Consider the following 24,248-nt stretch of genomic DNA (forward strand, 5'->3'; position numbering starts at 1 on the left):
CGGAGCCGGCGATATTGACCCCGTGCGACGGCGTGATACACGGCCAGTGCATTCCGATGTCTTTCCCAAGGACCGCCGCCATGAACCTTTTTGCCGACATTCGCGCCCTCGTCATCGCCACATTGGAAGACATGGCGCGCGCCGGCGATCTGCCCGGGGGGCTGGATCTGGGCAACGTCGCGGTCGAACCGCCCCGCGACGCCGCCCACGGCGACATGGCCACCAACGCGGCGATGGTGCTGGCCAAACCGGCGAAGGCCAAGCCCCGCGAACTTGCCGAAAAGCTGGCCGCGCGGCTGGCGGACGATCCGCGCATCTCGACGGTTGAAGTGGCGGGGCCGGGATTCCTGAACCTGACGCTGTCCGGTGATATCTGGGCGGGGGTGATCACCCGCATCCTGACCGAACCCGATTATGGCCGTTCGGACATGGGCGCCGGGCACCGTGTTCTGGTGGAATACGTCAGCGCCAATCCGACGGGTCCGCTGCACGTCGGTCACACCCGCGGTGCGGTGTTCGGTGATGCTTTGGCGTCGCTGCTGGATTATGCCGGCTGGGACGTCACGCGCGAATACTATATCAACGACGGCGGTGCGCAGGTCGATGTTCTGGCCCGGTCCGTCTATCTGCGCTATCTCGAGGCACACGGACAGGAGGTGGCGTTTCCCGACGGCACCTATCCGGGTGATTACCTGATCGAGGTTGGGCGCGCGTTGAAGGACCGCGTCGGCGACACCTATGTCGGCAAGGACGAACAGGTCTGGCTGGGCGACGTGCGCACCTTCGCCACCGACGCGATGATGGAGCTGATCCGCGCCGACCTCAAGAAGCTGGGCGTCGTGATGGACAGCTTCTATTCCGAAAAGTCGCTGTATGGCACCGGCCGGATCGAGGACGCGATCGGTGATCTGAAAGCCAAGGGCCTGATCTATGAGGGCACGCTCGAGCCACCCAAGGGCAAGCTGCCCGACGATTGGGAGCCGCGCGAGCAGACGCTGTTCCGCTCGACTGCGCATGGCGATGACGTGGACCGCCCGGTGATGAAATCGGATGGCGCCTGGACCTATTTCGCACCCGACATCGCCTATCATTACGACAAGATCCAGCGCGGGTTCGACGCGCTGATCGACGTGTTCGGCGCCGATCACGGCGGTTATGTCAAGCGGATGAAGGCGGCGGTGTCGGCCCTGTCGGACGGTGCCGTGCCGCTGGACGTCAAGCTGACGCAACTGGTCAAGCTCTATCGCGACGGCGAGCCGTTCAAGATGTCCAAGCGCGCCGGAACCTTCGTGACGCTGGCCGATGTCGTCGACCAGGTCGGCCCCGACGTCACCCGTTTCGTGATGCTGACGCGCAAGAACGACGCACCGCTGGATTTCGATTTCGCCAAGGCCGTCGAGCAATCCAAGGACAATCCGGTCTATTACGTGCAATACGCCCACGCGCGCATCCGGTCGGTCCTGCGCAAGGCCGAAGATCAGGGGATCGCGCTGAACGACGTGCCCGATCTGTCCGATCCGGCAGAGATCGCCGTGGCGCGCAAGCTGGCCGAATGGCCACGCTTGGTGGAAATCGCGGCGCGCACCCATGAACCGCACCGCGTGGCCTTTTATCTTTATGACCTGGCGTCGGATTTTCATGCGCTGTGGAACCGGGGCAACGACGATCCGTCGCTGCGGTTTTTGCAGGATGGCAACAATTCGGCCTCGGCGGCCAAAATCGCGCTGCCGCGCGCCGTTTCCGTTGTTATTTCCGCAGGTCTTGGTATCCTTAATGTCACTCCTGCGGAAGAAATGCGCTGAAAAAAGGCGCCGGGCGGGGGGATACAGGCGCGTTACCGGACGAAGGCAACGAAGAAACGACACCGCGGACCTGCATCGTGCCAGGTTTGAAAAGCGGTGCGAGCAGCAAGAGGCAAGGCATGGCGGACGTTTACGACGAAACCGAAAGGGCGCAGTTGCGCGCCGAACGCTATCACTCGGACGCACCCGGGGAAGAGCCGGCGCGCCGCATGAGCCACGTCATGAACTGGACCGGTGGGTTGCTGTCCCTTGCGCTGATCGCGGGCACGGGTGTCTGGGGTTACAAGTTGCTGGTGCGTGACGTCACCGGGGTTCCGGTGGTGCGCGCCCTGGAAGGCCCGATCCGGGTGGCGCCCGATGATCCGGGGGGGCAGCGCGCCGAACATCAGGGGCTTGCCGTGAACGAAGTGGCGGCCGCCGGGTCCGCCGGTGCGCCGGGCGATCGCCTGATCCTTGCGCCGGCCCCGCTGGAGTTGGCCGAGGAAGATCTGCCGCGCCCACGCCTGCCGCAATTCGAAGCGCCCGCGGCCGAAACGGTCACGGCCGACGCCGATACGACCGCCGACACCGCAACAGGCGATCTGGCCCTGGGCGAGGTCGAGGATATTCCCGAGGATTCGCTGGCCACCGACCGTGCGGTGGCCGAAGCCCTGCAACCGGCCGCGCCGATGCCCGAACTGACGGGCGATTCACGCGCCGATGCCCTGGCCCTTGCCGAAGCGCTGAGCGCGGGGGTCGAACCCCTCAGCGGTGCGGGGGCCGAGCCGGAAGACGCCGTCGCCTCCGTGAACGACGATCTCGGCATCGCCCGCTCGCCGCGCCCGCCGTCGCGCCCCGCAAGCCTGGAAACGGTGCGCGCCGCACCGGTACGGGCGACGAACGTCCAGACGGTGTCCGCCGAGACGACCGTCGAGGTTGCGGCCGACAGCCTGGCCAGCGGCACCCGCCTGGTGCAGTTGGGCGCCTTCGAAAGCGCCGAAGTGGCCCGCGCACAGTGGGACGCCATCGGGGGACGGTTCGAGGAATACTTCGCCGGCAAGTCTCGCGTCGTGCAGCGGGCGCAATCGGGCGGCAAGACGTTCTATCGCCTGCGCGCCATGGGGTTCGAGGATCTGGCCGACTCGCGCCGGTTCTGTTCGGCGCTGCTGGCGAAAAGCGCCGATTGCATTCCCGTGGTGGTGCGCTGATTCAATGGCCGGGCAGGGCGCCTATCTTTTCGGCTGTCACGGCCCGCATCTGTTGATGGATGAGGCGGCGTTCTTTGCCGAAAGCCAGCCGTGGGGCTTCATCCTGTTCGCGCGCAATATCGAGACGCCCGACCAGGTGCGTCGCCTGACCGGCGATCTGCGTTCTGCCGTCGGTCGGAATGCGCCGGTTCTGGTGGATCAGGAAGGCGGTCGGGTGCAACGCTTGCGCGCACCCCACTGGCGCGACTGGATGGCGCCGCTGGATCAGATCGAAGCGGCAGGCGCACAGGCGGCGCGCACGATGTATCTGCGCGCCCGGATCATTGCGGATGAGCTGCGCGCGGTTGGGATCGACGCGAATTGCGCGCCCACCTGCGACGTGGCCCGCCCCGAAACCCATGCGTTCCTGCGCAACCGGTGTTACGGCACCGACGCCACATCGGTCACCGCCAACGCCCGCGCCACGGCCGACGGGTTGCTGGCGGGGGGTGTCCTGCCGGTGATGAAGCATATGCCGGGTCACGGGCTGGGCCGCGTCGACAGCCACAAGGATCTGCCGGTGGCGGACGCAGACGCCGAAACCCTTGAAGCCATCGATTTCGCGCCGTTCCGCGCCCTGCGTGACCTGCCTCTGGCAATGACCGCCCATATCGTCCTGCCGGAATTGTCCGACAGGCCCGCCACCCAGTCGGCCGAAGTCGTGGGCGGGGTGATCCGCGGCATCATCGGGTTCGATGGCGTGCTGATGACCGACGATATCTCCATGAACGCCCTTGGCGGCACGATCGTTGACCGGGCGCGTGCCTCGCTTGACGCCGGGTGCGACATGATCCTGCATTGCCACGCCGACATGACCGAAATGCAGGACGTGGCGGCGGTGGCGGGCCGGATGGGCACCGCGGCGCAGGCCCGCGCCGATCGTGCGATGACGTGGCGCAAAACGCCCGACACCATTGACTTGCCCGCGCTGGAGGCCGAACTTGCGCGCCACCTGGCACGGGGCTGAGGCATGAGCGATCCCGATCCGCAATTCGACAGCGTCGCCGACCGGCTGGCCGCCGAGGCGCTGATCGTCGATGTCGACGGTTTCGAGGGGCCGCTGGATCTGTTGCTGACCCTGTCCCGCACCCAGAAGGTGGATCTGCGCCAGATTTCGGTCCTGGCCCTGGCGCGGCAATACCTTGCCTTTGTCGAACAGGCCAAGGCGCTGCGGATCGAACTGGCCGCCGATTACCTGGTCATGGCGGCGTGGTTGGCCTTCCTGAAATCCCGGCTGCTGTTGCCGCCCGACCCCAGCGATCAGGGGCCGTCGGGTGACGATCTCGCCGCCCACCTGGCGTTTCAGCTTGAACGGCTGGCTGCCATGCGCGATTGCGCCGCCAAGCTGATGGCGCGTGACCGTCTGGGGCGCGACTTTTTCGCCCGCGGCGAAAGCGAAGGGATGCGGCGGGTGCGCCGGGTGAAATACACCGCCACGCTGCTGGATCTGATGCAGGGTTATGCGCGGATCCGCACGCGCGACGATTTCCGTCCCTTCGTCATGGACCGCACCGATGTGATGACGCTGGAAGAGGCGCTGGAACGGATGCGCGGGCTGATCGGCTATGCCGGCGAGTGGACGGATCTGCTGAGTTACCTGCCCGAGGGGTGGGGCGGTGATCCGAAGCGCCGCCGATCCGCCACGGCCAGCCATTTCGCCGCTTCGCTTGAACTGGTAAAGGCGGGCCGGATACATCTGCGCCAGGACGATACCTTCGCTCCGATCCAGATCCGTGCCCGCGATCCCCACGATGTCTGAGCGCGAGGAGACCGGCACCGGCAGCCTGTTCGCCGCGCCCGGGATGCCCGAACAGGAACGCATGGTCGAAGCCATCCTGTTTGCTTCGTCCGAACCCGTCACGGTGGCGGATCTGAACGCGCGGATGCCCCATGGCTGTGATGCGGCGGCGGCGTTGCTGCTGTTGCGCGACCGCTATCGCGGGCGCGGCGTTCAGGTCGTCAGGGTAGGTGAAGCCTGGGCCATGCGAACCGCCCCCGATCTGGGGTTCCTGATGCAGAAGGAAACGGTGGAACTGCGCAAGCTGTCGCGCGCCGCCATTGAAACGCTGGCGATCGCCGCTTACCATCAACCGGTGACCCGGGCCGAGATCGAGGAGATCCGCGGCGTGTCCGTCTCGCGCGGGACCATCGATCAACTGCTCGAACTCGAATGGATCCGGATCGGGCGCCGCCGCATGACACCGGGCCGTCCCGTCACCTTTGTCGTGACACAGACGTTCCTGGATCATTTCGGTCTGGAATCGGCCCGCGATCTGCCGGGGTTGAAGGAACTCCGCGCCGCAGGATTGCTTGAAAACCGGCCACCTCCGGAAGCGGCCGATGACAACCGACCGGATGAGGACACCCAGGGCGGTCTTTTCGACGACACGCCCCAGCAGGAGGACGAGACATGAACCAGATCATCCGCATGCTCACGCGCATGTTCATGAACAAGGGCATAAACGCCGGGATCGATCATGCATTCGGCCAGGGCAAGGCCCGCAAGGACATGACGCCCGAGGAACGCCGCCAGGCGGACGCCGGGCGCAGCAACGCCAAGCGCGCCAAGCAGGCGATCAAAATGGCCCGTCGCGCGGGCCGTTTCTGAACGCCGCGCGCGGTTTGCGAAAGATCTAGGGTCGGGCTGTCGCGGGCGGTTGGCCCCCGGCATCGGATGCATCGCCCAAGGTGAACTGTTTGGCGAGCTTCAGGCCCTGGCCCTGATAGTTCGACGCCATTTCAACGCCATAAAGCCGCTCGGGCCGGTCTGACATCCGCTCGTACACCAGCCGCCCGACAACCTGGCCATGTTCCAGAACGAATGGCGCTTCGTGGCAGCGCACTTCGAGAACGCCGCGCGATCCGTTGCCGCCGGCCGCGGCCCAGCCAAAGCCGGGATCGAAGAAACCGGCATAATGCACCCGAAATTCCCCGGCCATCGCCAGGTAGGGCGCCATTTCAGCGGCATATAGGGGCGGAATCGTCACCGCCTCGCGCGAGACGAGAATATAGAAGGCGCCGGGATCGAGGATGATACGCCCGTCACGGGTGCGGATTTCTTCCCAGAACTCGGCCGCGCGATAGGCGCCGATCCGATCGAGATCGATCACGCCGGTGTGTGGTTTGGCGCGATAGCCGACAAGATCGCCGGTTTCGGGCCGCAGATCGACGGAGAACGCCAATCCGTCGTCGATGATGGCCTCGCCGTCGACCAAGGGGGTCTCATCGTGCAACGCACGCAGGGCGGCATCATCCAGCCGCGCCGCGCCCGATCGAAAGCGGATCTGATTCAACCGCATTCCCGGCCGCACCAGCACCGAAAACGACCGCGGGCAGATCTCGGCATAGAGCGGACCGGCGTAACCTTCGGGAATCCGGTCAAATTCGGTTCCGCCGTCGGTGATGGTGCGGGTCAGAAGATCAAGTCGGCCGGTCGAGCTTTTGGCATTGGCAACGGCCTGAACATCGCGCGGCAGGTTCAACCCCTCGATCAGGGGCACGACATAGACACAGCCCTTTTCCAGGACCGCGCCCTCGGTCAGATCGACCCGATGCATCGCGAAATCGTTCAACCGGTCGGCCACGCTGGCGCCCGCGCCGGCCAGAAAAGACGCCCGGACCCGCCAGGCGACGGTGCCCAACCTAAGGTCGAGCGATGCGGGTTGCAGTTGTGCAGGATCGATCGGCGGATCGGCCACGATGGCACCGCGATCGATAAGGGCCGACAGGGATTGACTGGGAAGAACGCCTTTCATCCTGACAATCCTTGGCCGTAAGGGAAGAAAATAGCGATGGTAGAGCTGTTGGTCGGGCTAGCAGGACTCGAACCTGCGACCTTCCGTCCCCCAGACGGACGCGCTACCAGGCTGCGCCATAGCCCGACTGAGGTTGCTTTTAACGAAGTTGGCCGCGGTGACAAGAGGCGAATTGGGCTTCTTTTACCCGATTGCCGCTTACCCGGTTTCGGCCCCGATCCGGTCGGTCAATTGGGCGCGCAACTGTTCCATCCGGCCCACGAGCGGGATCAGATCGGGCGCGCGGTTGGTCAGACGCTCCGCCGGAAGCGCGGCGATATAGGCCGCCAAACCGCGCGCGTCATCGGGCACGGCGACAACGGCCCGCGCCGGGGCGGTGTCGGCCTCGCTCGGCGCTGTGTCGGCGGGCTGTGGTTCCGGTTCGGCGGACGGTTCATCTTTGTCGGCGCTGTCGTCGATGGGCGGCGGCGCCTTGTCTTCACTGGCCGCGGAATGCTCGGGCGGGGTCGGGTCGGCCACCTGATCGGCGTCGTCGGCATCGTTGGCAAAGGGCCAGCGCGACAACGCGTCGTCCGGATCGGCGGGCGGATCTTCTGCCGGGGCGGCGCGTTCGGGCGCGAACTGCACCACCTCGCCCTTGGGCGGCAGCGGTGGCACATCGACGGCCATCGGTCCTTCGGCGTCGTCAGATCCCCTGGCATCGATCGACGGCGATTGGGCGGCAACGTGTTTCGGCCCTTCCTCGCGCAGGATCTTCTGAACACCGCGGATGGTCAGCCCGTCTTCGTGCAGCAGCTTCTTGATACCGCCCAGCAATTCCATGTCCGATGGTCGGTAATAACGCCGCCCGCCCGCGCGTTTCACCGGCTTGATCTGGGTAAAGCGGCTTTCCCAGAAGCGCAGAACGTGGGTTGGCACGTCAAGCCATTCAGCGACCTCGCTGATGGTGCGGAAGGCGTCGGGGGATTTCGTCACGGCGGTCAGGTCCGATTGCCTTCGGCCACACGATCCTTCATCAGGTGCGACGGGCGAAACGTAAGAACGCGGCGCGGATGGATCGGCACTTCTTCGCCGGTCTTGGGGTTGCGTCCGATGCGGGCCGACTTGTCACGCACCGAAAAGGTGCCGAACGACGAGATCTTGACCGAATCGCCCGCTGCAAGCGCATCGGACATATGTGCCAGAACGGATTCCACCAATTGGGCCGATTCATTGCGGCTCAGGCCGACTTCGCGGAACACCGCTTCGCTCAGGTCCATCCGGGTCAATGTCGTTTCGGTCATGATATCCCCCAATGAAATTTGGCAGAGCATGGCCCCATGAGATTTCCAAGTCAATCACAATGACTTGCGGGTTGGGGTGAATGTCACGTGCGAAGCGGTGAACCGCCGTCACCAGCGCAGGATGACCGACCCCCAGGTCAGACCGCCACCAATCGCTTCGGTGACAAGCAGATGACCTGGCTTGATCTGCCCCCGCTCGACCCCCACCGACAGCGCGAGCGGGATCGAGGCGGCCGAGGTGTTTCCGTGATCACGAACGGTCAGAATGACCTTTTCCAGCGGCAGATCCATGCGCTGCGCGGTGGCCGCGATGATCCGCAGGTTCGCCTGGTGCGGCACCATCCAGTCGACATCGGCCGAGGTCAGACCGGCCTTGTCCAGCGCGGCATGGGCCGTTTCGGCCAGCTTCTCGACCGCGTGGCGGAACACTTCCTTGCCCTTCATCCGCAGATGGCCCGTGTTCTGCGTCGCCACGCCGCCATCGACATACAGGGCGTCGCGGAAGCGGCCGTCGGAATGCAGGTCGGTGGCCAGGATGCCGCGATCCTGAGGCGTTCCGTCAGCCTCGCCCGCTTCCAGGATCAGCGCGCCGGCGCCATCGCCGAACAGCACGCAGGTCGAACGGTCGGTCCAGTCCATGAGCCGCGAGAACGTCTCGGCCCCGATGACGAGCACGCGCCTGGCCTGTCCCGACACGATCAGCGCGTTGGCATTGGCCAGCGCATAGATGAAGCCGGCACAGACCGCCTGGATGTCGAAGGCAAAGCCGCGGGTCATGCCGAGATTGGCCTGCACCATGGTGGCAGCGGACGGAAACGTCATGTCGGCGGTCGAGGTGGCCAGGATGATCGCATCGATGTCATCGGGGCCCAGTCCGGCATCGTCCAGCGCGGCGCGGGCCGCACGGGTCGCCATGTCGGAGGTCGTCTGGCCTTCGGCCGCGAAATGGCGCCGTTCGATCCCCGAGCGCGAGCGGATCCACTCGTCCGACGTATCGACGATCTTCTCGAATTCGGCATTGGGAACGATACGTTCGGGAAGGTAATGTCCGGCGCCGCGCACCATGGATCGTGTGGTCATGGCGTCACATCTGGTCCTTGTCATTGTCCACATCGGGGGCGGCTTCGCCGTCAGCCGTATCGGTATCGGCGGCCTTGCCGTGCATCTGAACCGCGGCGACACGCGCCGCCAGCCGGTCGTTGAACCCGTTCTGCGCAAGGGTGAAGGCCAGCTTGATCGCGGCGGAAATGCCGATGGCGTCTGCCGCACCGTGGGATTTCACCACCGTGCCGTTCAGGCCCAGGAAGACGCCGCCGTTCACCCGGCGCGGATCGATCCGCTTGGCCAGCCGCTTCAGCGACCCCATCGCCATCAACGCCGCAAGGCGCGACAGCACGGTGTAACGGAACGCATCGCTCAGCGATTCGCGGATCAGCAGGGCCGTGCCTTCGCCGGTCTTCAGCGCCACGTTGCCGGTAAAGCCATCGGTGACGACAACATCAACCCGGTCACTGGGGATATCGCCACCTTCGACGAAGCCGACAAAGTCATAGTGCCCCTGGTCCGCCGCATCCGCAATCAGATCATGCGCACCCTTCAGTTCGGCGCGTCCCTTGTGTTCTTCGGTGCCGACGTTCAACAACCCGACACGCGGGCGTTTCAGGTTCAGACCGTTGCGGGCATAGGACGCGCCCATCATCGCATATTGCAACAGATCGTTCTGATCGGCGCGGATGTCGGCACCGACATCCAGCATCACGTTGAACCCATGGGGGTTGCGCGACGGCCAGAGACAGCAGATGGCGGGGCGGTTCACGCCTTCCATCTTGCGCAGGCGGATCATGCTGATCGCCATCAGCGCCCCGGTGTTGCCGCAAGACACGACCACGTCGGCTTCGCCATCGCGGACCGAATCGATCGCCGACCACATCGACGTATCCTTGCCGTTGCGCATCACGTGCGACGGCTTGGCATCCATCGTGACAACGCCGGCGGCATCGCGGATGCGGCATCGGTCGGTCAGGCCGCGCTTTTCAACCAGCGGCGCCAGAACATCGCGCGGGCCGTGCAGCACGAACCCGATATCCGGGTTCTTGCTGGCGGACATCTGCATGCCCTCGATGACTGCGGCAGGGCCGTTGTCGCCGCCCATCGCGTCGATCGAGATGATCGTGCGTCCGCCCCCGGATCGTTTCGCGTCCGACGCGATCGCGTCGGCACGGAGGTTTTCCGTATCGTCTGGGGCGGATTGGGGCATGTTCAGATGAACCGGTCTTTGGATCCGGCGGGCTTACGCCGCGTCGTCATCCAGATCGATCTCGTCACTCTGGGCGACGACTTCGCGATCGGCATAATGGCCGCAGGCGCCACAGACGTGGTGCGGGCGCTTCAGTTCGCCGCAGTTGGGGCATTCGGCAGGGTTGCCGGGGACCAGAAAATCATGGGCGCGACGCATGTTGCGGCGGGATTTCGTGATCTTGTTCTGTGGAACGGCCATGTCTCAACCTCGGTGTTCAGGGCCCGCGGGCCCGGGTCTTTGTATTTCAGGGACGGCAGCTTGCGGTGCGCCCCGGTGGAATCCGTCTTGCGTATCGCAGGGGCCATACGCCAGCGGCGGCACCGGTTCAAGCCCTGCCGCAAGGGAGCGCCGACAATATCGCGTTCGCGCGGAAACACAAGCGGAACCGCGCCGCGGTTTCAGTCGGTTTCGCCGGTCGGATCGCTCTGGTTTGCCTTCAGCGCGTCGCGCAAGCCGGCGAAGGGCAGGGCATCCTCGTCGCGCATGGGGTTCACCCCCTCTGCCGCATGAATGGAATCGCCCGATCCGGCGCCCGGTGCCCGCGGATAGGGCGGCAGCGCCAGCGCCAGCGCCTCGGCCATGACCGCGCTCAGGTCCAGAACCGCCGGCAGCGGTTCGATCGTGTCGTCCTCGGGCATCTCGATCTCGCCGGGATCTGCGGGCACATCGGCATCGGCGGAATACAGCCGCTCGACCGTCTCGTCGATGCGGGTGGTCACGGGGTCCAGCGTCACGACACAGGCCTGAACCACGGTCGCCCCGATCCGGCCGGCAAACCGCCAGTCGGACCGGCCCACCGGCACCAACGCGCCCTCGAGACGCAACTTGCGGATGCCGATGATGCCGAGGTATTCGGCCAGCGCGGCCCGCACTTCGGCGTCGGGGGTCAACAGGATGTCCCGGTCGGTGCGCCGGGGCAGGTCGGCAAGGCGGAGCGGAACGCTCCAGGGGGTCTTGGGGTCTGACATCGCGCGCTTTCGATTCTTGAATACGGGACGCGCCTTCTGTAAGCCTCTTGCGAGGCGAGGAAAAGCAGGGCGCGTGATGATGGTGCGAAACGCACGAAAACTTCGACTGGCTGCGGCCGTTGGCGTCAGCCTTGCGATCGCCGGCTGTTCGGCGACCTTCCGCAACCACGGATATATTCCCGCCGACGACGAACTGGCCGAAATCGCCGTCGGCGTCGACACCCGCGAAACGGTGGCCGCCGCTGTCGGGCGGCCCACGTCCTTCGGGCTGCTGGACGGATCGGGGTGGTATTACGTCCAGAGCCGGTTCCGCAACTTCGCCTTCCGCGCCCCCGAAGAGATCGATCGCGAGGTTCTGGCGATCTCCTTCGACGACGGCGGTGTGGTGCGCAACATCGAACGGTTCGGTCTGCGCGACGGGCGCGTCGTTCCGCTGTCGCGCCGGGTGACCGAATCCAACATCGCCAAGTCGTCGTTCCTGCGCCAGCTGTTCAGCAACATCGGCAACGTGCGGGCACAGGATTTCATCGACTGAGCCGATGATCCGGGCACCTGACGTTCAACCGGACTTGGGCTTGAACGTCAGCGCGACCCCGTTGAGGCAATAGCGCAGGCCGGTGGGTTGCGGCCCGTCCGGAAACACATGGCCCAGGTGGGCCGCACAGCGATTGCAATGCACCTCGGTGCGCTTCATCAGCCATGACCGGTCGGTCTGCTCGCCCACCATGTCGGGATTCGCGGGTTTCCAGAACGAAGGCCACCCCGTGCCGCTGTCGAACTTGTGGGCCTGGTCGAACAGCTCGGTGCCACAGCAGACACAGGCGAACATGCCCGGCTCCTTCGGGAAATCGTCGTGCGAGAATGCACGTTCCGTTCCATGCTTGCGTGTCACCTTGAAGGCGAGGTCCGAAAGCTCCTCGCGCCATTCCTCGTCGGTCTTGGTGATCATGTCGGTCGTGGTTGTCATCTGCAGCCTCCAGTGCCGTTTGCCTTGTGCGCTCAATTCTCTTGTTTCATATCTAGGGCATCGGGACGCGGGTTAAAGCGCGCCACCGATCCAGGATCCGGTCTTTCCGCGCCGTGCGGGGGCAATCCGTGATGCGGGAGGCACGACATGTCCATTCTCCAGAAGGGCAGCCTGGTGGCCCGTCAGGCCACAACCCCGGCGGACGTCGCCGCGGCCCTGGCGTTACGGTCACGGTGCTTTCGCGGCGGTCGGGGCGACGACCGCGATGATATCGATTCCCGCTGCATCCATATCCTGCTCGAGAACACGACCACCGGGCGACTGGTGTGCTGTTACCGGATACTGCACCTGGACGGCGCCCATATCGCCGACAGCTATGCCGCCCGGTATTATGATCTCGACTGCCTTGCCGCCTATCCGGGGCCGATGGCCGAACTCGGGCGATTCTGCGTCGCGCCGGACACGCGCGATCCCGATGTCCTGCGCGTCGCCTGGGGCGCGTTGACGCGGCTGGTCGACCGCGCCGGCGTGCGTCTGCTGTTCGGTTGCACCTCTTTCGCCGGCACTGACGCTCGCCCCTACGCCGATGCCTTCGCGCTGCTTGCCGCGCGCTACCAAGGCCCGCGCCAATGGACGCCGCGCGCCCGGTCGCGCGCGATCGTACCACTGATGTCGGGAACCCCGTTCGAAACCGGGGCGGCGCGCGCGACGCTTCCGCCATTGTTGCGGACCTACCTGCTGATGGGCGGCTGGATCGGCGATCATGCGGTGATCGATCATGACCTCGACACGCTGCACGTCTTCACCGGCCTCGAGATCGCCAACGTGCCGGTGACGCGCGCCCGCCTGCTGCGCGCCGTCGCATATTGATCGCGCCGCAAAACAACGCACTCGCGGCACCGTCAACCTCCCCTCACGCCAAAGCCGGAAGGCATACAGCCGGCTTTTTCTTGCCAAAAATACTCGCGCCGCAGGCTCCGGACCCCGCGTCTGTCCTGACCCTCGATCCGGTGCGCTCCGCCGGCATCGCGTTCGCCCCTTGGCTTTTCCCGATTTACATGCCAAAGGGACGCGCCAATCGAAGACTCCCAAGGAAAGGTTCCCCAATGGAGATTCGCGAGGCTCTCACCTTCGACGACGTGCTGCTCGTTCCCGCCGCTTCCAGCGTCCTGCCCTCGACCGCGGACACAAGGACCAAGGTGACGACGCGGATTTCCATGAACATCCCGCTGCTCAGTTCGGCCATGGACACCGTGACCGAATCGCGCATGGCCATCGCCATGGCACAGTCGGGAGGCATCGGCGTGATCCACCGCAACCTGTCGGTCGACGAACAGGCCCAGGAGGTGCGTCGGGTCAAACGGTTCGAGAGCGGTATCGTCTATACCCCGATCACCCTGACGCCGGATCAGACCCTGGCAGATGCCAAGGCGCTTCAGGAACGCTATCGCGTCACGGGCTTCCCGGTGGTCGACGCCAGCGGCCGGGTCGTCGGCATCGTCACCAACCGCGACATGCGCTTTGCCTCGGACGATGCCACCCCGGTGCGGGTGATGATGACCACCGACAACCTGGCAATCCTTCACGAACCCGCCGATCTGGACGAAGCGCGCAGCCTGATGAAGGCGCGGCGGATCGAAAAGCTGCTGGTCACCGACGCGACCGGCAAGCTGACCGGGCTGCTGACCCTGCGCGACAGCGAACAGGCGGTGCTGAACCCCGCGGCCTGCAAGGATTCGCTGGGACGGCTGCGGGTGGCCGCCGCGACGACCGTGGGCGATGCGGGCCACGAACGCTCGGCCGCATTGGTCGACGCAGGCGTCGACATCATCGTGATCGACACCGCCCACGGCCATTCCGAAAGCGTGGCGCGGGCGGTCGAACGGGCCAAGTCGTTGTCCAATGACGTGCAGATCATCGCCGGCAACGTCGCCACGGCCGAAGCGACGCGCGCGCTGATCGACGCGGGAGCGGATGCGGTGAAGGTCGGCATCGGTCCCGGTTCGATCTGCACCACGCGGATGGTGGCGGGCGTCGGCGTGCCGCAGCTGACCGCGATCATGGATTGTGCCGGTGCAGCGGGCGACGTGCCGGTGATCGCCGACGGCGGCATCAAGTTTTCGGGCGATTTCGCCAAGGCCATCGCCGCCGGTGCATCCTGTGCCATGGTCGGCAGCATGATCGCCGGCACCGACGAATCGCCCGGCGAGGTGGTCCTGTATCAGGGCCGCAGCTTCAAGAGCTATCGCGGCATGGGCAGCCTTGGCGCCATGGCCCGCGGATCCGCCGACCGGTATTTCCAGAAGGACGCGGCGTCGGACAAGCTGGTCCCCGAGGGGATCGAGGGCCAGGTGGCCTATATGGGCACGGCGACCAACGTCCTGCACCAACTGGTGGGCGGCCTGCGCGCCGCGATGGGCTATACTGGCTGCGCCACGATCGACGAAATGCGTCGCAATTGCAGCTTCGTGAAGATCACGGGCGCCGGTCTGCGCGAAAGCCACGTGCATGACGTTCAGATCACGCGCGAGTCTCCGAACTACCGCGCAGGTTAGTGCGGCGCACGTCCGAACTCCTCGGCAAGGCGCATGTCTTTTGACCAAGCCGATTAACCCGGATGCCGGCAGGTGCCGGCGCCCGGGCCATTGTCGCGTAACGGGGGGCGAAGCCGCGGATCAGTCCTGTCGCGCGCTTTGTGCTATGGCATCCACCGCCCGCAGCGAAAGGGCAGCGATGGTCAGGCTGGGGTTTGCGGTGGCCGAGGTCGGGAAGGTGCCCGATCCCAGCACGAACAGGTTGCTGTGGTCGAAACTGCGCAGGTTTCCATCGACGACGGCACTCTTGGCGTCGCTGCCCATTCGCACCGTTCCGATGATATGGCCGGCCCCCTGGATATCGGGGGAATGGTTGATGTTGCGCGCACCGATGGCGGCGAACACTTCGTCATGGGCCTGTTGCGCCGCGTCCAGACCGGCGCGGGTGTAGTCCGAGTAACTGTAGTGGATCCGTGGCAGGGGCATGCCGTTGGCATCCTTCTTGTCGGGATCCAGGGTGACACGGTTTTCGGGGTCGGGGGATTGTTCGACCAGTGAACTGATACGGATCTGACGTGACGTCGCATCCTTGATCGCCGCGTCCAGCTCGGCCCCGCGCAAACCCTGCGCGGCCAGATCGGCAGCGGTCGATAGGGGTGCGCCGGTGGGCCAGGCATGGCCGTCGTTCGCCACTTCGATGCGGAACGCCGCGTGATCCTTGCGGAAGTCGCCATCGCGCAGGTTTTCGATGCCCGAGGTGGAAAGCGGCCCGCGGAAGGGCCAGACCGGTTCGGGGGTTTCGGCCCAGCTGAGCTTGGAGGGATGGTCCATCAGGTTGCGTCCGACCTGATCCGAACTGTTTGCAATTCCGCTCGCGGCACCGTCTTGGGCCGAATTCAACAGCAGGCGCGGCGTTTCGATGCCATGGGCCGCGACCACCACGACCTTTCCCGTTGCGGTGCCCGTGCTGCCGTCGGCCCGGCGAAAATCGACCGAGGCGATCTTGCCGTCCTGCCCGAGGTTCAGGCGGGTGGCGGTGGTCTGGTCATGAACGATCGCGCCGGCGGCCTCGGCCTGTCTGACATGCACGGTGGCATCGTATTTCGCCTGAATCGGGCAGATCGGAATGCAGGATGCGTTGCCGCAACATTCGGGCCGGTCGGCGTGGTAGGTCGAATTTCGCCCCTGTGGCGTGGCACGAAGCTGAAACTTGGTGCCTTCCAACGCCTTGCCGATCTGCTTGTCCAGATAGGTGACGGGGATCATCGGCATGGGGAAATCGCCCGACCGTGGCGACCCCAGGTCTTCGCTGCTGTCGCCGGCGACGCCGATTTCCTGTTCCGCCGCCAGATAGAACGGCTCAAGCAGGTCGTAATCAAACGGCCAGTCGACCGCATGGCCGTAAAGGGACTTCAGCTTGAAATCGGCCGGGACATTTCGCAGCGTGGTGCCAAGCCAATGCCACGTGGTTCCGCCGACCACCTTGATATAGGTCGATTTGAAATTCTCGGGGCCCATCTGTTGATAGTAATCCTCGATCCGGTGGGTCACGGGATGGGGGGCGGTGGGATCGTTGGGATAGGGCGATTCCGGCACCTTGATCTTGGCGTTCCAGAATTTCTCGACCGCATCGAACCTGTCGATCCGTTTGCCGCTCTCCAGAAAGGCGACTTTCAACCCTTTCTCGGCCAGTTTCGCACCGGCAATTGCGCCGGCGATGCCGGTGCCGATGATAAGAATGTCGGAAGTGATGTCATTTGCCATGGTAAATCGTCCTTGAACCAGAGGTGTGGGAAATCGAAAGCGCGATTGGGTCAGGTTCGCGGTGGTTCCGCCCAATATCCCACACCGCCGCCACAGACGGCCATCGGCTTGGTATAATCCATCGCCCGCCAGATCAGCGCATCCAGATATGTCAGAACGTCCAGATCATCAGGATCGGGCGAGACGCCGGTATACCATGCCTCGACGATTTCATCAGCGATCTCGCTGTCCGCGTCTTCGGCATCCAATGCCGCGATTTCGTCTTCACGACCTGTCTTCGCGAACGCTTTCAGCATTCGGCCGGCGATATCTTCCGAAAGGTCTTTCTTGCCCGTCAGGCTTGCCGACAATGCCAGAAAGCCGTCGAGGTCGATGGTTGCGGCAAAGGCCCGGCCGGGAATATGGGTCAGGCCAAGCACTGACATCGCCGAAACTGCGGAAAGCAGCCCGCGGCGGGACAGGGTTGGCGATTTCACGATTTCTGGATGGGGCATGATACGGAGTCCTGTTGTCTGGCTGGGCAAAAACCGAGCAGTGTCAAAGCACTCAACGTCCCGATGAAAGATCGGTTCCGCGAAATGGCCCGCGCGGGCGGGTGGCATTCAGGGCGTTTCAAATGCCGATTTTGCCGAACCGCCGTCGCCAAGCCAATGGCAAAGCCGCGCGGTCATGCGCCGATACGTGCGGCCAGGCGGCGTTCGATCTGCACCAGCGCGTCATAGATAAGCACGGCGAAAAGCCCGACGATCAACCCGCCCTGCAACACATAGGCGGTGTTGTTGGTCAGCAGGCCGGCGATGATCACCTCGCCCAGGGTACGGGCCGCGACGGTGGATCCGATCGTCGCCGTGCCCAACGCAATGACGACCGACAGCCGGATACCGGTCAGCGTCACCGGCAGGGCCAGCGGCAGTTCCACCCGCACCAGGCGCTGCCAGCGGCTGAGGCCGATGCCGCGTGCGGCTTCCATTGTGGCGGGCGGCAGCGTCGACAATGCCGTGGTCGCGTTTTCGAAGATCGGCAGCAGACCGTAGAGAAACAGCGCCACCAACGTGGGTCCGGCGCCAAACCCCAGTGCCGGCACGGCCAGCGCCAGAACGGCCACGGGTGGAAAGGTCTGGCCCATGTTGGTGATCGTGCGCGACAGGGGGCGGAACGCCGCGCCCGCCGGGCGGGTCACCAGAATGGCCAGCGTCACCGCCACCACCGTGGCCGCCAGCGACGCCGCCGCGACAAGGCCGAGATGGCTGAGCGACAGCGACAGAAGCGACGCGCGCTGATAGATCACCGGCCCGCCTTCGGGCGCCAGCGGCGCAAACACCGGCGTAAACCATTCGGGCCGCAGCACCAGGGCCAGCAGAAGCGCGATCAGCAGCGGCCGCAGGATCATGCCGATCCTCATGTGTGTGCCCGGGCGCGGGCGCGGATCGCATCCAGCGTGACCCGGCCCAGCGGCGCGCCGTCCTCTACAACCGGCACTGCCGAACGGCCGGTCCACAGACAGGCGGACAGGGCATCGCGCAGGCTGTCGGCGGGGGACAGGGGGGCGCCATCGGCCGTGCCGTCCTCGACAAGGTCGGACAACGGGATCAGTGACAACAGCCGCAGCGGACGTTCGACATCGCCCACCATGTCGGCCACGAAATCGGTCGCGGGCTGGGTGATGATCTCGGCCGGTGTGCCATGCTGCACCAGCTTGCCGGCGTCCATCACCGCCACGCGGTCGCCCAGGCGGATCGCTTCCTCCATGTCGTGTGTCACCAGCATGATGGTCGAGCCGAGCTGTCGCTGGATGCGGCGCAGGTCTTCCTGTGCACGGGTGCGGATGATCGGGTCAAGCGCGCCGAAGGGTTCGTCCATCAACAACAGGTCGGGCCGCGACGCCAGCGCGCGCGCGACGCCCACGCGCTGTTGCTGGCCGCCGGACAATTCGCCGGGATACCGGTCGCGGAACTGCGCCGGTTCCATCGAGAACAGGTCAAGCAACTCATCGACGCGGGCCTCGGTCTTGTCGCGCGACCAGTTCAGAAGCTCGGGGACGGCGCCGATGTTGCGCGCAACCGTGTGGTGCGGAAACAACCCGTGTCCCTGGATGGCATAACCGATGCGCCGCCGCAGGATGTGGGGTTTGACGGCGAGGGTGGATTGCCCCTTGATGCGCACCTCGCCCGATGTCGGTTCTTCCAGCCTGTTGATCATCCGCAGCAGGGTGGTCTTGCCCGACCCCGAGGTGCCGACGATCACGGTGATCGTTCCGGTCTGAACGGTCATGGATACCGCGTCGACGGCGGTTTCGTCGCCATAGACCTTGGTGATGCTGTCGATCTCGATCATCGGGAAACCTCGGGTGTCCGGCGGGTCAGTTCGACCAGGATGTCCATCACGATGGCCGCCGTGATGGCCAGCACGACGGTGGGCAACGCGCCCAGCAGGATCAGATCGGTCGCGGTCTGGTTCAGGCCCTGGAAGACGAACGTGCCGAAGCCGCCACCCCCGATCAGGCCGGCGATGACCGCCAGCCCGATGTTCTGCACCAGCACGATGCGCAGGCCGGTCAGTATGATCGGCAGGCCCAGCGGCAGTTCCACCCGAAGCAGGCGTTGGCGCGGGGTCATTCCCATGCCACGCGCGGCCTCGAGAGCGGCGGGCGGCGTCGCGCCCAGCCCGGCCACCGTGTTGCCGACCACCGGCAGCAGGGAATAGAGGACCAGCGCCATGAAGGCCGGTGCAAATCCGATCCCGGCGATGCCGATGGACCTGGCCCCCGGCACGGTGTTCCCGACCCAGCCGAGAACCGGTATCATCAGGCCGAACATGGCAAGCGACGGGATGGTTTGCAGAAAGCTCAGCACCGGCAGGACGGCGCTGCGCAACTCGGCGCGACGGTGGCACAGCATCCCGAGGGGAAAGCCGATCACCGCGGCCGCCCCGAGCGAACCGAAGGCCAGGCCCAGGTGCCGCACCAGTTCGCGGCCGAACGCATCACGGCGGGCCGCATATTCCTTCAGAACCGACAGTTCCGCTAGGCCGTCGGACGAAAGAACGACCAGCAGCGCGCCCATGATGCCCGCCAGCAACGCGCCGCGCGTCAACGGCCCCGGCGCCATGGCCGCAAGCGCATCTGCCATCAGCAGCAAAAGCACGACCAGCAGGCACCAGAAGCCAAGCGCAGGGGAGACACGGGCATAATCGCCCGCACCCTCCAGCAAGGCCGGGGTTCCCTGTTGCAGCAACCACAACAGGCCGGCGAGGCCCAGTATCGATCCACCAAGGCGCAGGCGCGTGACACCGGCCGGCACGCCCAGCGCCAATCCCGCCATCACAGCCAGAACGCCGGGCAAGACGGATGCGGTATCGGCCAGCTGCCAGACGGTGATGCCTTCACCAGCGACGATCCGGTTGGCGGCCAGCGTCATGAAAGGCGCAAGCAGCGCGGCCAGCCCCAGCAGGCAGAACAAGACCCCCGGCGCGGACAGGACCGCGCCGGGGGTATGGGTCGCGCGTGCGCGCGCGATCAGTCCAGAACCCCGGCCTGGGTCAGGTAATCACGCGCAACCGCTTCGGCCGGCTCGCCCCCGACCTGGATGCGTCCGTTCAACTTTTGCAGCGTCGCCATGTCGAGCCCGGCAAAGATCGGGTTCAGCACATCGGCAATCGACGGGTATTCCGCCAGCACCTCGGCCCGCACGATCGGCGCCGGCTCATAGACGGGCTGCACGCCCTTGTCGTCTTCCATCACGACCAGTCCCGTCGCGCCGACGCCACCATCGGTGCCGTAAACCATCGCGGCGTTCACGCCCGAGGTGCCGCGCGCCGCCGCCTGGATGGTTGCCGCCGTGTCACCGCCCGACAGGATCACCGTCTGATCCGGCGTCAGCGTGAAGCCGTAAGTCTCCTGCATCGCGGGCAGAACGGCCGGGGACGACACGAACTCGGTCGATGCGGCCAGCGTCACATCGCCGCCACCCGCGACCCATGCGCCGAAATCCGACATGGTGGCCAGGTCGTTGTCGGCAGCCACCGGCCCGGTCACGGCAATGGCCCAGGTGTTGTTGGCGGGCGCGGAATCCAGCCACGTGACGTTGTTCTGGTCGCGGTCCAGTTCGGCCGCGCGGGCATGGGCCGCCTTGGCATCCTTCCAGACATCGCTGTCGGCCTCGTTGAAGAAGAAGGCCGCATTGCCCGTATACTCGGGATAGATGTCGATCTGGTCGGCCAGCAGCGCCTCGCGCACCACCTGCGTGCCGCCCAGCTGCAGGCGACGTTCGACCGGCAGGCCCGCATCCTCGAGCGCGAGGGCGATCATGTTCCCCAGCAATCCGCCTTCGGTGTCGATCTTCGAGGAAACGGTGATGTCGGCGGCGGCGGATGTCGCGGCCGCGACGGACAGTGCGGCAACGGCGACACTTGAAAGAATTCGGGAGGTCATGATCAGGCAGGCTCCTTGCAAACAAAGGTGACATTCAAAGCTGGTGGTATGGTAGTGGCCACAGCCTTGATGCCAAGGCCAAGTTCGCCATTCCCCGGCAATGAATCGCGCGCCGACGGGTCGCGAATGCATCCATTGCGGTGCTTGACGCCCGGCAGTGGCCATCGCTAGAGCCACCCACAGGCGCGGACCGCGCCAGAATGTCGACCGTGCGAACCGGTGCCGGATCGACCCGTGGACGTTCCGACATACCGGGGAAAGGCGACACCGATGATGAAACCACGTGTTATAAACGGATGGCCCGCGACCCGCCCGGTGGGCCCCGGGGGCCGTCCATGACGCCCGCTGCGCGGATTTCCGCCGCGATCCAGATCCTCGACATCGTTATGGCCGGCGACAGCGCAGAACGGGTTCTGACAACGTGGGGACGGCAGAACCGATTCGCCGGCTCGGGTGATCGGGCCGCGATCCGCGATCATGTGTTCGACGCCTTGCGCCGGCTGCGCTCGGCCGCGGCGCGGGGTGGCGGGATGGATGGGCGTCGGGTCATGCTGGGCCTGCTGCGGGAACGCGGTCTTGATCCGGGCGAGGTTTTCACCGGCATCGCCCACGCGCCCGCACCGTTGCGCGCCGATGAGATCGCCCTGCCGCTCGAGCCCGGGCCGCTGGAAGCGCTCGATTGCCCCGAATGGCTGGCGCCGGCGCTGCAGGCGTCGCTCGGCGATGATTTCACGGCTGTGATGCGGGCCTTGCGCGATCGTGCGCCCTTGTTTTTGCGGGTAAATCTGCGCAAGGGCAATATTGGCGCAGCGCAGCAGGCCTTGGTGCGGGATGAGATCGAAACCCGCCCGCATCCCTTGTCGCCCACCGCGCTGGAAGTGCTGAGCAACCCACGCCGGTTGCAGAACTCCGATGCCTATCGAAGTGGGCTGGTCGAAATACAGGACGCGGCCAGTCAGGCGGTGGCGGATGCCGTGCCGCTGTCGCCCGGCGTCCGCGTGCTGGATTACTGTGCGGGCGGCGGCGGCAAGACATTGGCCATGGCGGCGCGATGCGACGCGCGCTTCTTCGCCCATGATGCGGACCGCGCCCGGATGTCCGACGTGCCGGCGCGCGCCGAACGGGCAGGGGTATCGCCCGATATCCTCGCCCCCGGCACCGCCGCCACGGTAGCGCCGTTCGATGTCGTTCTGGTCGACGCGCCCTGTTCGGGCAGTGGCGCATGGCGACGTTCACCCCAGGGCAAGTGGCGCCTTGACGACGCCGCGCTGGCCGCGCTTTGCGCGTTGCAGGCACGCATCCTGAGTGACGCGGCCGCCCTGGTGCGCACCGGTGGGGCGCTGGCATATGCGACATGTTCCCTGCTCGATGCGGAAAACCGCGGACAAATTGATCTGTTTCTGGCTTCAAATCCCGGCTGGTCGGTCGTGGGCGAACGCCGCCTGACGCCGCTTGATGGCGGTGACGGATTTTATTTCTGCCATCTTCTCAAGGACTAGGCCGGTTCATGACGATCCGGGGATTGTCGAGTTCGTGTCTTGCGTGCAACGCTTTGCGGCAATTCGCGGCAGGCGTGTGATGCGGGAGTTAATCGCGCCTTAACCAATGGGGAGTGATGTGTAAGGCGATGATGCAAAGATCAGGATTCGCCTTGACCAATTCGGCCGTGTCTTCGCCCCGGATGCCCGCGGCATCCTATTCTGCGATACTTCGCGCAACGGCGCTCTGGGCCATCGTGGCGGTTCTCGGGGCCGTCGCCTGGTTCGTGGCCGTGGATCATTTTCGGGCCGTTCTGCTGTTGGCAGCGCTCAGCCTGGCGTTGCTGGCGATGGCCACGACCGTCATGGCGGTGGCCTATCGCCTGCAACGGTATTTCGCCGGCCGCGCGCTGTCGGCGCTGGTGCGTCACGATCCGGCGCCTGCCTTCGTCTCTGACAGCGACGGCACGACCGTCCTGATCAACCCCGCTGCACGATCCGATCTGGGCGCCCAGGCTGGACAGCCGGTGGGTGAGATCCTGGCGCACCACGCGTCCGAGCCGCTCAGGCTTGCACAGACGCTGTGTGGTGCGGCGCTGCGCGATGGTTGCGCGCAACACGCGATCAACGGCGCAACCGGCGGGCTGACCCTGACGGCCATCCGTTATGATGCCATGACCGTGATCTGGCGACTGTTGCCTGAGGTTGCGGCACACGTGCCGGCCGTCGTGCCGCCGGTCCCGGAGCCGGTGACACAAACCGTGGCGGCGGATGATGAATTCGACGCATTGCCGGTGCCGATCCTGCGGATCGATCACTCTGGCGTCATCACGTCGGCCAGTCACCGCGCGCGTCAGTTGATGGATGATGAGGCAATCGTCGGGCGACACCTGTCGCAAGTCGTCGAAGGACTGGGCCGGCCGATCCGCGAATGGCTGGGCGATGCCATGGAAGGGCGGGGTGTATTGCGCCCCGAAATCGCCCGCACCAAGGCCGGCGCCCGTGACCTTTACCTTCAGATCACGCTGGACCGGGTCGAGGTGGGCACCCAGACCCATCTGATCGCCGTCCTGCACGATGCCACCGAGCTCAAGACGCTCGAGGCACAGTTCGTTCAAAGCCAGAAAATGCAGGCAGTCGGCCAACTTGCAGGCGGTGTCGCCCACGACTTCAACAACCTCCTGACCGCGATCAGCGGCCATTGTGACCTGCTGTTGTTGCGGCGCGACCATGCGGATCCGGACTTTGCCGATCTCGAACAGATCAACCAGAACGCCAACCGTGCCGCCAGCCTCGTCGGACAACTGCTGGCGTTTTCGCGCAAACAGAACCTGCGCCCCGAGTTCCTGGATCTTCGTCATACCCTTGCCGACCTGACCCATCTTCTGAACCGGCTGGTGGGCGAACGGGTCCACCTCACGTTTACCCACGACCCCGCGTTGCAGCTCATCCGTGCCGACAAGCGCCAGCTGGAGCAGGTCATCATGAACCTCGTCGTCAATGCCCGTGACGCGATGCCGGCGGGGGGAGAAATTCGCATCGTCACAGGTGTCGAAACGCTCGCCGCTCCGTCGCGGCGCGACCGGGTGGAATTACCCGCCGGCGCCTATGTGACAGTGCGGGTGCACGACGAGGGAACCGGCATCACGCCTGATCAGATGCACAAGGGCACCTCGAAAAATTGCCCTGAGCGGGCCGCTGCGGTATGAAGCAGAGGGCATTTTTTGACCTGGGGTGTGACGA

At 65.4% G+C, this 24,248-nt stretch carries 24 protein-coding genes, 1 tRNA gene and 1 pseudogene; 11 read left to right on the plus strand and 15 right to left on the minus strand.

Going from position 1 to position 24,248, the window contains the following annotated elements:
• Positions 1-80 precede the first annotated feature (80 nt).
• The 6 genes from argS (at position 81) to CFP68_RS12820 (ending at position 5,636) form a co-directional block, all read left to right on the plus strand.
• Positions 81-1,802: an arginine--tRNA ligase gene (gene argS / locus CFP68_RS12795; RefSeq protein WP_099827323.1), complete on the plus strand. Its 1,722-nt coding sequence runs from the start codon at positions 81-83 to the stop codon at positions 1,800-1,802.
• 119 nt (positions 1,803-1,921) lie between these two features.
• Complete coding sequence (locus CFP68_RS12800; protein ID WP_099827324.1) at positions 1,922-2,989, plus strand: SPOR domain-containing protein; 1,068 nt, start codon at positions 1,922-1,924, stop codon at positions 2,987-2,989.
• Between the two features lie 4 nt (positions 2,990-2,993).
• Positions 2,994-3,995 carry a beta-N-acetylhexosaminidase gene (gene nagZ / locus CFP68_RS12805; RefSeq protein ID WP_099827325.1) on the plus strand — a complete coding sequence of 334 codons (1,002 nt, stop codon included), beginning with the start codon at positions 2,994-2,996 and terminating at the stop codon, positions 3,993-3,995.
• A 3-nt stretch (positions 3,996-3,998) separates the two neighbouring features.
• Positions 3,999-4,787 carry a segregation and condensation protein A gene (locus tag CFP68_RS12810; RefSeq protein WP_099827326.1) on the plus strand — a complete coding sequence of 263 codons (789 nt, stop codon included), beginning with the start codon at positions 3,999-4,001 and terminating at the stop codon, positions 4,785-4,787.
• Positions 4,780-5,442 (plus strand): SMC-Scp complex subunit ScpB, encoded by a 663-nt coding sequence (scpB, locus tag CFP68_RS12815; RefSeq protein WP_099827327.1) that lies wholly within the window; start codon positions 4,780-4,782, stop codon positions 5,440-5,442. Before CFP68_RS12810 ends, scpB begins: the two co-directional genes overlap by 8 nt.
• The gene (locus CFP68_RS12820; RefSeq protein ID WP_099827328.1) at positions 5,439-5,636 is read left to right on the plus strand and encodes a hypothetical protein; all 198 of its coding nucleotides are present in this window, start codon (positions 5,439-5,441) and stop codon (positions 5,634-5,636) included. Before scpB ends, CFP68_RS12820 begins: the two co-directional genes overlap by 4 nt.
• Positions 5,637-5,661: 25 nt before the next feature.
• On the opposite strand, the gene CFP68_RS12825 is transcribed toward CFP68_RS12820, so the two are convergent.
• The 8 genes from CFP68_RS12825 to CFP68_RS12860 all read right to left on the minus strand — a co-directional run bounded on the left by CFP68_RS12825 (position 5,662) and on the right by CFP68_RS12860 (position 11,333).
• Positions 5,662-6,783 (minus strand): 2'-deoxycytidine 5'-triphosphate deaminase, encoded by a 1,122-nt coding sequence (locus tag CFP68_RS12825; protein ID WP_099827329.1) that lies wholly within the window; start codon positions 6,781-6,783, stop codon positions 5,662-5,664.
• Positions 6,784-6,832: 49 nt separating this feature from the next.
• Positions 6,833-6,909 (minus strand) — tRNA-Pro (locus tag CFP68_RS12830).
• Positions 6,910-6,981: 72 nt separating this feature from the next.
• Positions 6,982-7,758: a MerR family transcriptional regulator gene (locus CFP68_RS18460; RefSeq protein WP_241524073.1), complete on the minus strand. Its 777-nt coding sequence runs from the start codon at positions 7,756-7,758 to the stop codon at positions 6,982-6,984.
• Positions 7,759-7,763: 5 nt separating this feature from the next.
• Complete coding sequence (gene ihfA / locus CFP68_RS12840) at positions 7,764-8,066, minus strand: integration host factor subunit alpha (protein WP_099827330.1); 303 nt, start codon at positions 8,064-8,066, stop codon at positions 7,764-7,766.
• A 108-nt stretch (positions 8,067-8,174) separates the two neighbouring features.
• On the minus strand, positions 8,175-9,146 hold the full coding sequence (locus CFP68_RS12845) for a beta-ketoacyl-ACP synthase III (protein WP_099827331.1): 972 nt from the start codon (positions 9,144-9,146) through the stop codon (positions 8,175-8,177).
• 4 nt (positions 9,147-9,150) lie between these two features.
• The gene (gene plsX, locus CFP68_RS12850; RefSeq protein ID WP_241524079.1) at positions 9,151-10,218 is read right to left on the minus strand and encodes a phosphate acyltransferase PlsX; all 1,068 of its coding nucleotides are present in this window, start codon (positions 10,216-10,218) and stop codon (positions 9,151-9,153) included.
• 138 nt (positions 10,219-10,356) lie between these two features.
• Complete coding sequence (gene rpmF / locus CFP68_RS12855; RefSeq protein ID WP_099827333.1) at positions 10,357-10,563, minus strand: 50S ribosomal protein L32; 207 nt, start codon at positions 10,561-10,563, stop codon at positions 10,357-10,359.
• 200 nt (positions 10,564-10,763) lie between these two features.
• Complete coding sequence (locus CFP68_RS12860) at positions 10,764-11,333, minus strand: YceD family protein (RefSeq protein WP_099827334.1); 570 nt, start codon at positions 11,331-11,333, stop codon at positions 10,764-10,766.
• 76 nt (positions 11,334-11,409) lie between these two features.
• Between CFP68_RS12860 and CFP68_RS12865 the strand changes: the two genes are divergently transcribed.
• On the plus strand, positions 11,410-11,868 hold the full coding sequence (locus tag CFP68_RS12865) for an outer membrane protein assembly factor BamE (RefSeq protein WP_099827335.1): 459 nt from the start codon (positions 11,410-11,412) through the stop codon (positions 11,866-11,868).
• A 24-nt stretch (positions 11,869-11,892) separates the two neighbouring features.
• On the opposite strand, the gene msrB is transcribed toward CFP68_RS12865, so the two are convergent.
• Entirely contained in the window at positions 11,893-12,300 is a 408-nt protein-coding gene (gene msrB, locus CFP68_RS12870) for a peptide-methionine (R)-S-oxide reductase MsrB (RefSeq protein ID WP_099827336.1), read from the minus strand.
• A 147-nt stretch (positions 12,301-12,447) separates the two neighbouring features.
• On the opposite strand from msrB, the gene CFP68_RS12875 reads away from it, so the two are divergent.
• Positions 12,448-13,170 (plus strand): GNAT family N-acetyltransferase, encoded by a 723-nt coding sequence (locus CFP68_RS12875; RefSeq protein ID WP_099827337.1) that lies wholly within the window; start codon positions 12,448-12,450, stop codon positions 13,168-13,170.
• A 236-nt stretch (positions 13,171-13,406) separates the two neighbouring features.
• Positions 13,407-14,855 carry an IMP dehydrogenase gene (gene guaB, locus CFP68_RS12880; RefSeq protein ID WP_099827338.1) on the plus strand — a complete coding sequence of 483 codons (1,449 nt, stop codon included), beginning with the start codon at positions 13,407-13,409 and terminating at the stop codon, positions 14,853-14,855.
• Positions 14,856-14,975: 120 nt separating this feature from the next.
• On the opposite strand, the gene CFP68_RS12885 is transcribed toward guaB, so the two are convergent.
• The 6 genes from CFP68_RS12885 to osmF all read right to left on the minus strand — a co-directional run bounded on the left by CFP68_RS12885 (position 14,976) and on the right by osmF (position 21,027).
• Positions 14,976-16,598 carry a GMC family oxidoreductase gene (locus tag CFP68_RS12885; RefSeq protein WP_099827339.1) on the minus strand — a complete coding sequence of 541 codons (1,623 nt, stop codon included), beginning with the start codon at positions 16,596-16,598 and terminating at the stop codon, positions 14,976-14,978.
• 50 nt (positions 16,599-16,648) lie between these two features.
• A complete protein-coding gene (locus tag CFP68_RS12890) occupies positions 16,649-17,200 on the minus strand; it encodes a sorbitol dehydrogenase family protein (RefSeq protein ID WP_241524074.1) in 552 nt (183 codons plus the stop codon).
• Positions 17,201-17,265: 65 nt separating this feature from the next.
• Positions 17,266-18,000, minus strand: coding sequence for an ABC transporter permease (locus CFP68_RS12895; protein ID WP_099827341.1), 735 nt, complete (start codon positions 17,998-18,000; stop codon positions 17,266-17,268).
• Complete coding sequence (locus CFP68_RS12900; protein WP_099827342.1) at positions 17,997-18,932, minus strand: ABC transporter ATP-binding protein; 936 nt, start codon at positions 18,930-18,932, stop codon at positions 17,997-17,999. Before CFP68_RS12900 ends, CFP68_RS12895 begins: the two co-directional genes overlap by 4 nt.
• Positions 18,929-20,056 carry an ABC transporter permease gene (locus tag CFP68_RS12905; protein WP_241524075.1) on the minus strand — a complete coding sequence of 376 codons (1,128 nt, stop codon included), beginning with the start codon at positions 20,054-20,056 and terminating at the stop codon, positions 18,929-18,931. Before CFP68_RS12905 ends, CFP68_RS12900 begins: the two co-directional genes overlap by 4 nt.
• Positions 20,057-20,112: 56 nt before the next feature.
• Positions 20,113-21,027 (minus strand): glycine betaine ABC transporter substrate-binding protein OsmF, encoded by a 915-nt coding sequence (gene osmF, locus CFP68_RS12910; RefSeq protein WP_099827344.1) that lies wholly within the window; start codon positions 21,025-21,027, stop codon positions 20,113-20,115.
• Between the two features lie 335 nt (positions 21,028-21,362).
• Here osmF and CFP68_RS12915 point away from each other — a divergent pair, with 335 nt between their 5' ends.
• Positions 21,363-22,526, plus strand: coding sequence for an RsmB/NOP family class I SAM-dependent RNA methyltransferase (locus CFP68_RS12915; RefSeq protein WP_099827364.1), 1,164 nt, complete (start codon positions 21,363-21,365; stop codon positions 22,524-22,526).
• 722 nt (positions 22,527-23,248) lie between these two features.
• Positions 23,249-24,172, plus strand: a pseudogene (locus CFP68_RS18640) (two-component system sensor histidine kinase NtrB); the annotation flags it as partial.
• Positions 24,173-24,248 lie beyond the last annotated feature (76 nt).

This window comes from Oceaniglobus indicus, from assembly GCF_002751875.1.
GTDB lineage: Bacteria > Pseudomonadota > Alphaproteobacteria > Rhodobacterales > Rhodobacteraceae > Oceaniglobus > Oceaniglobus indicus.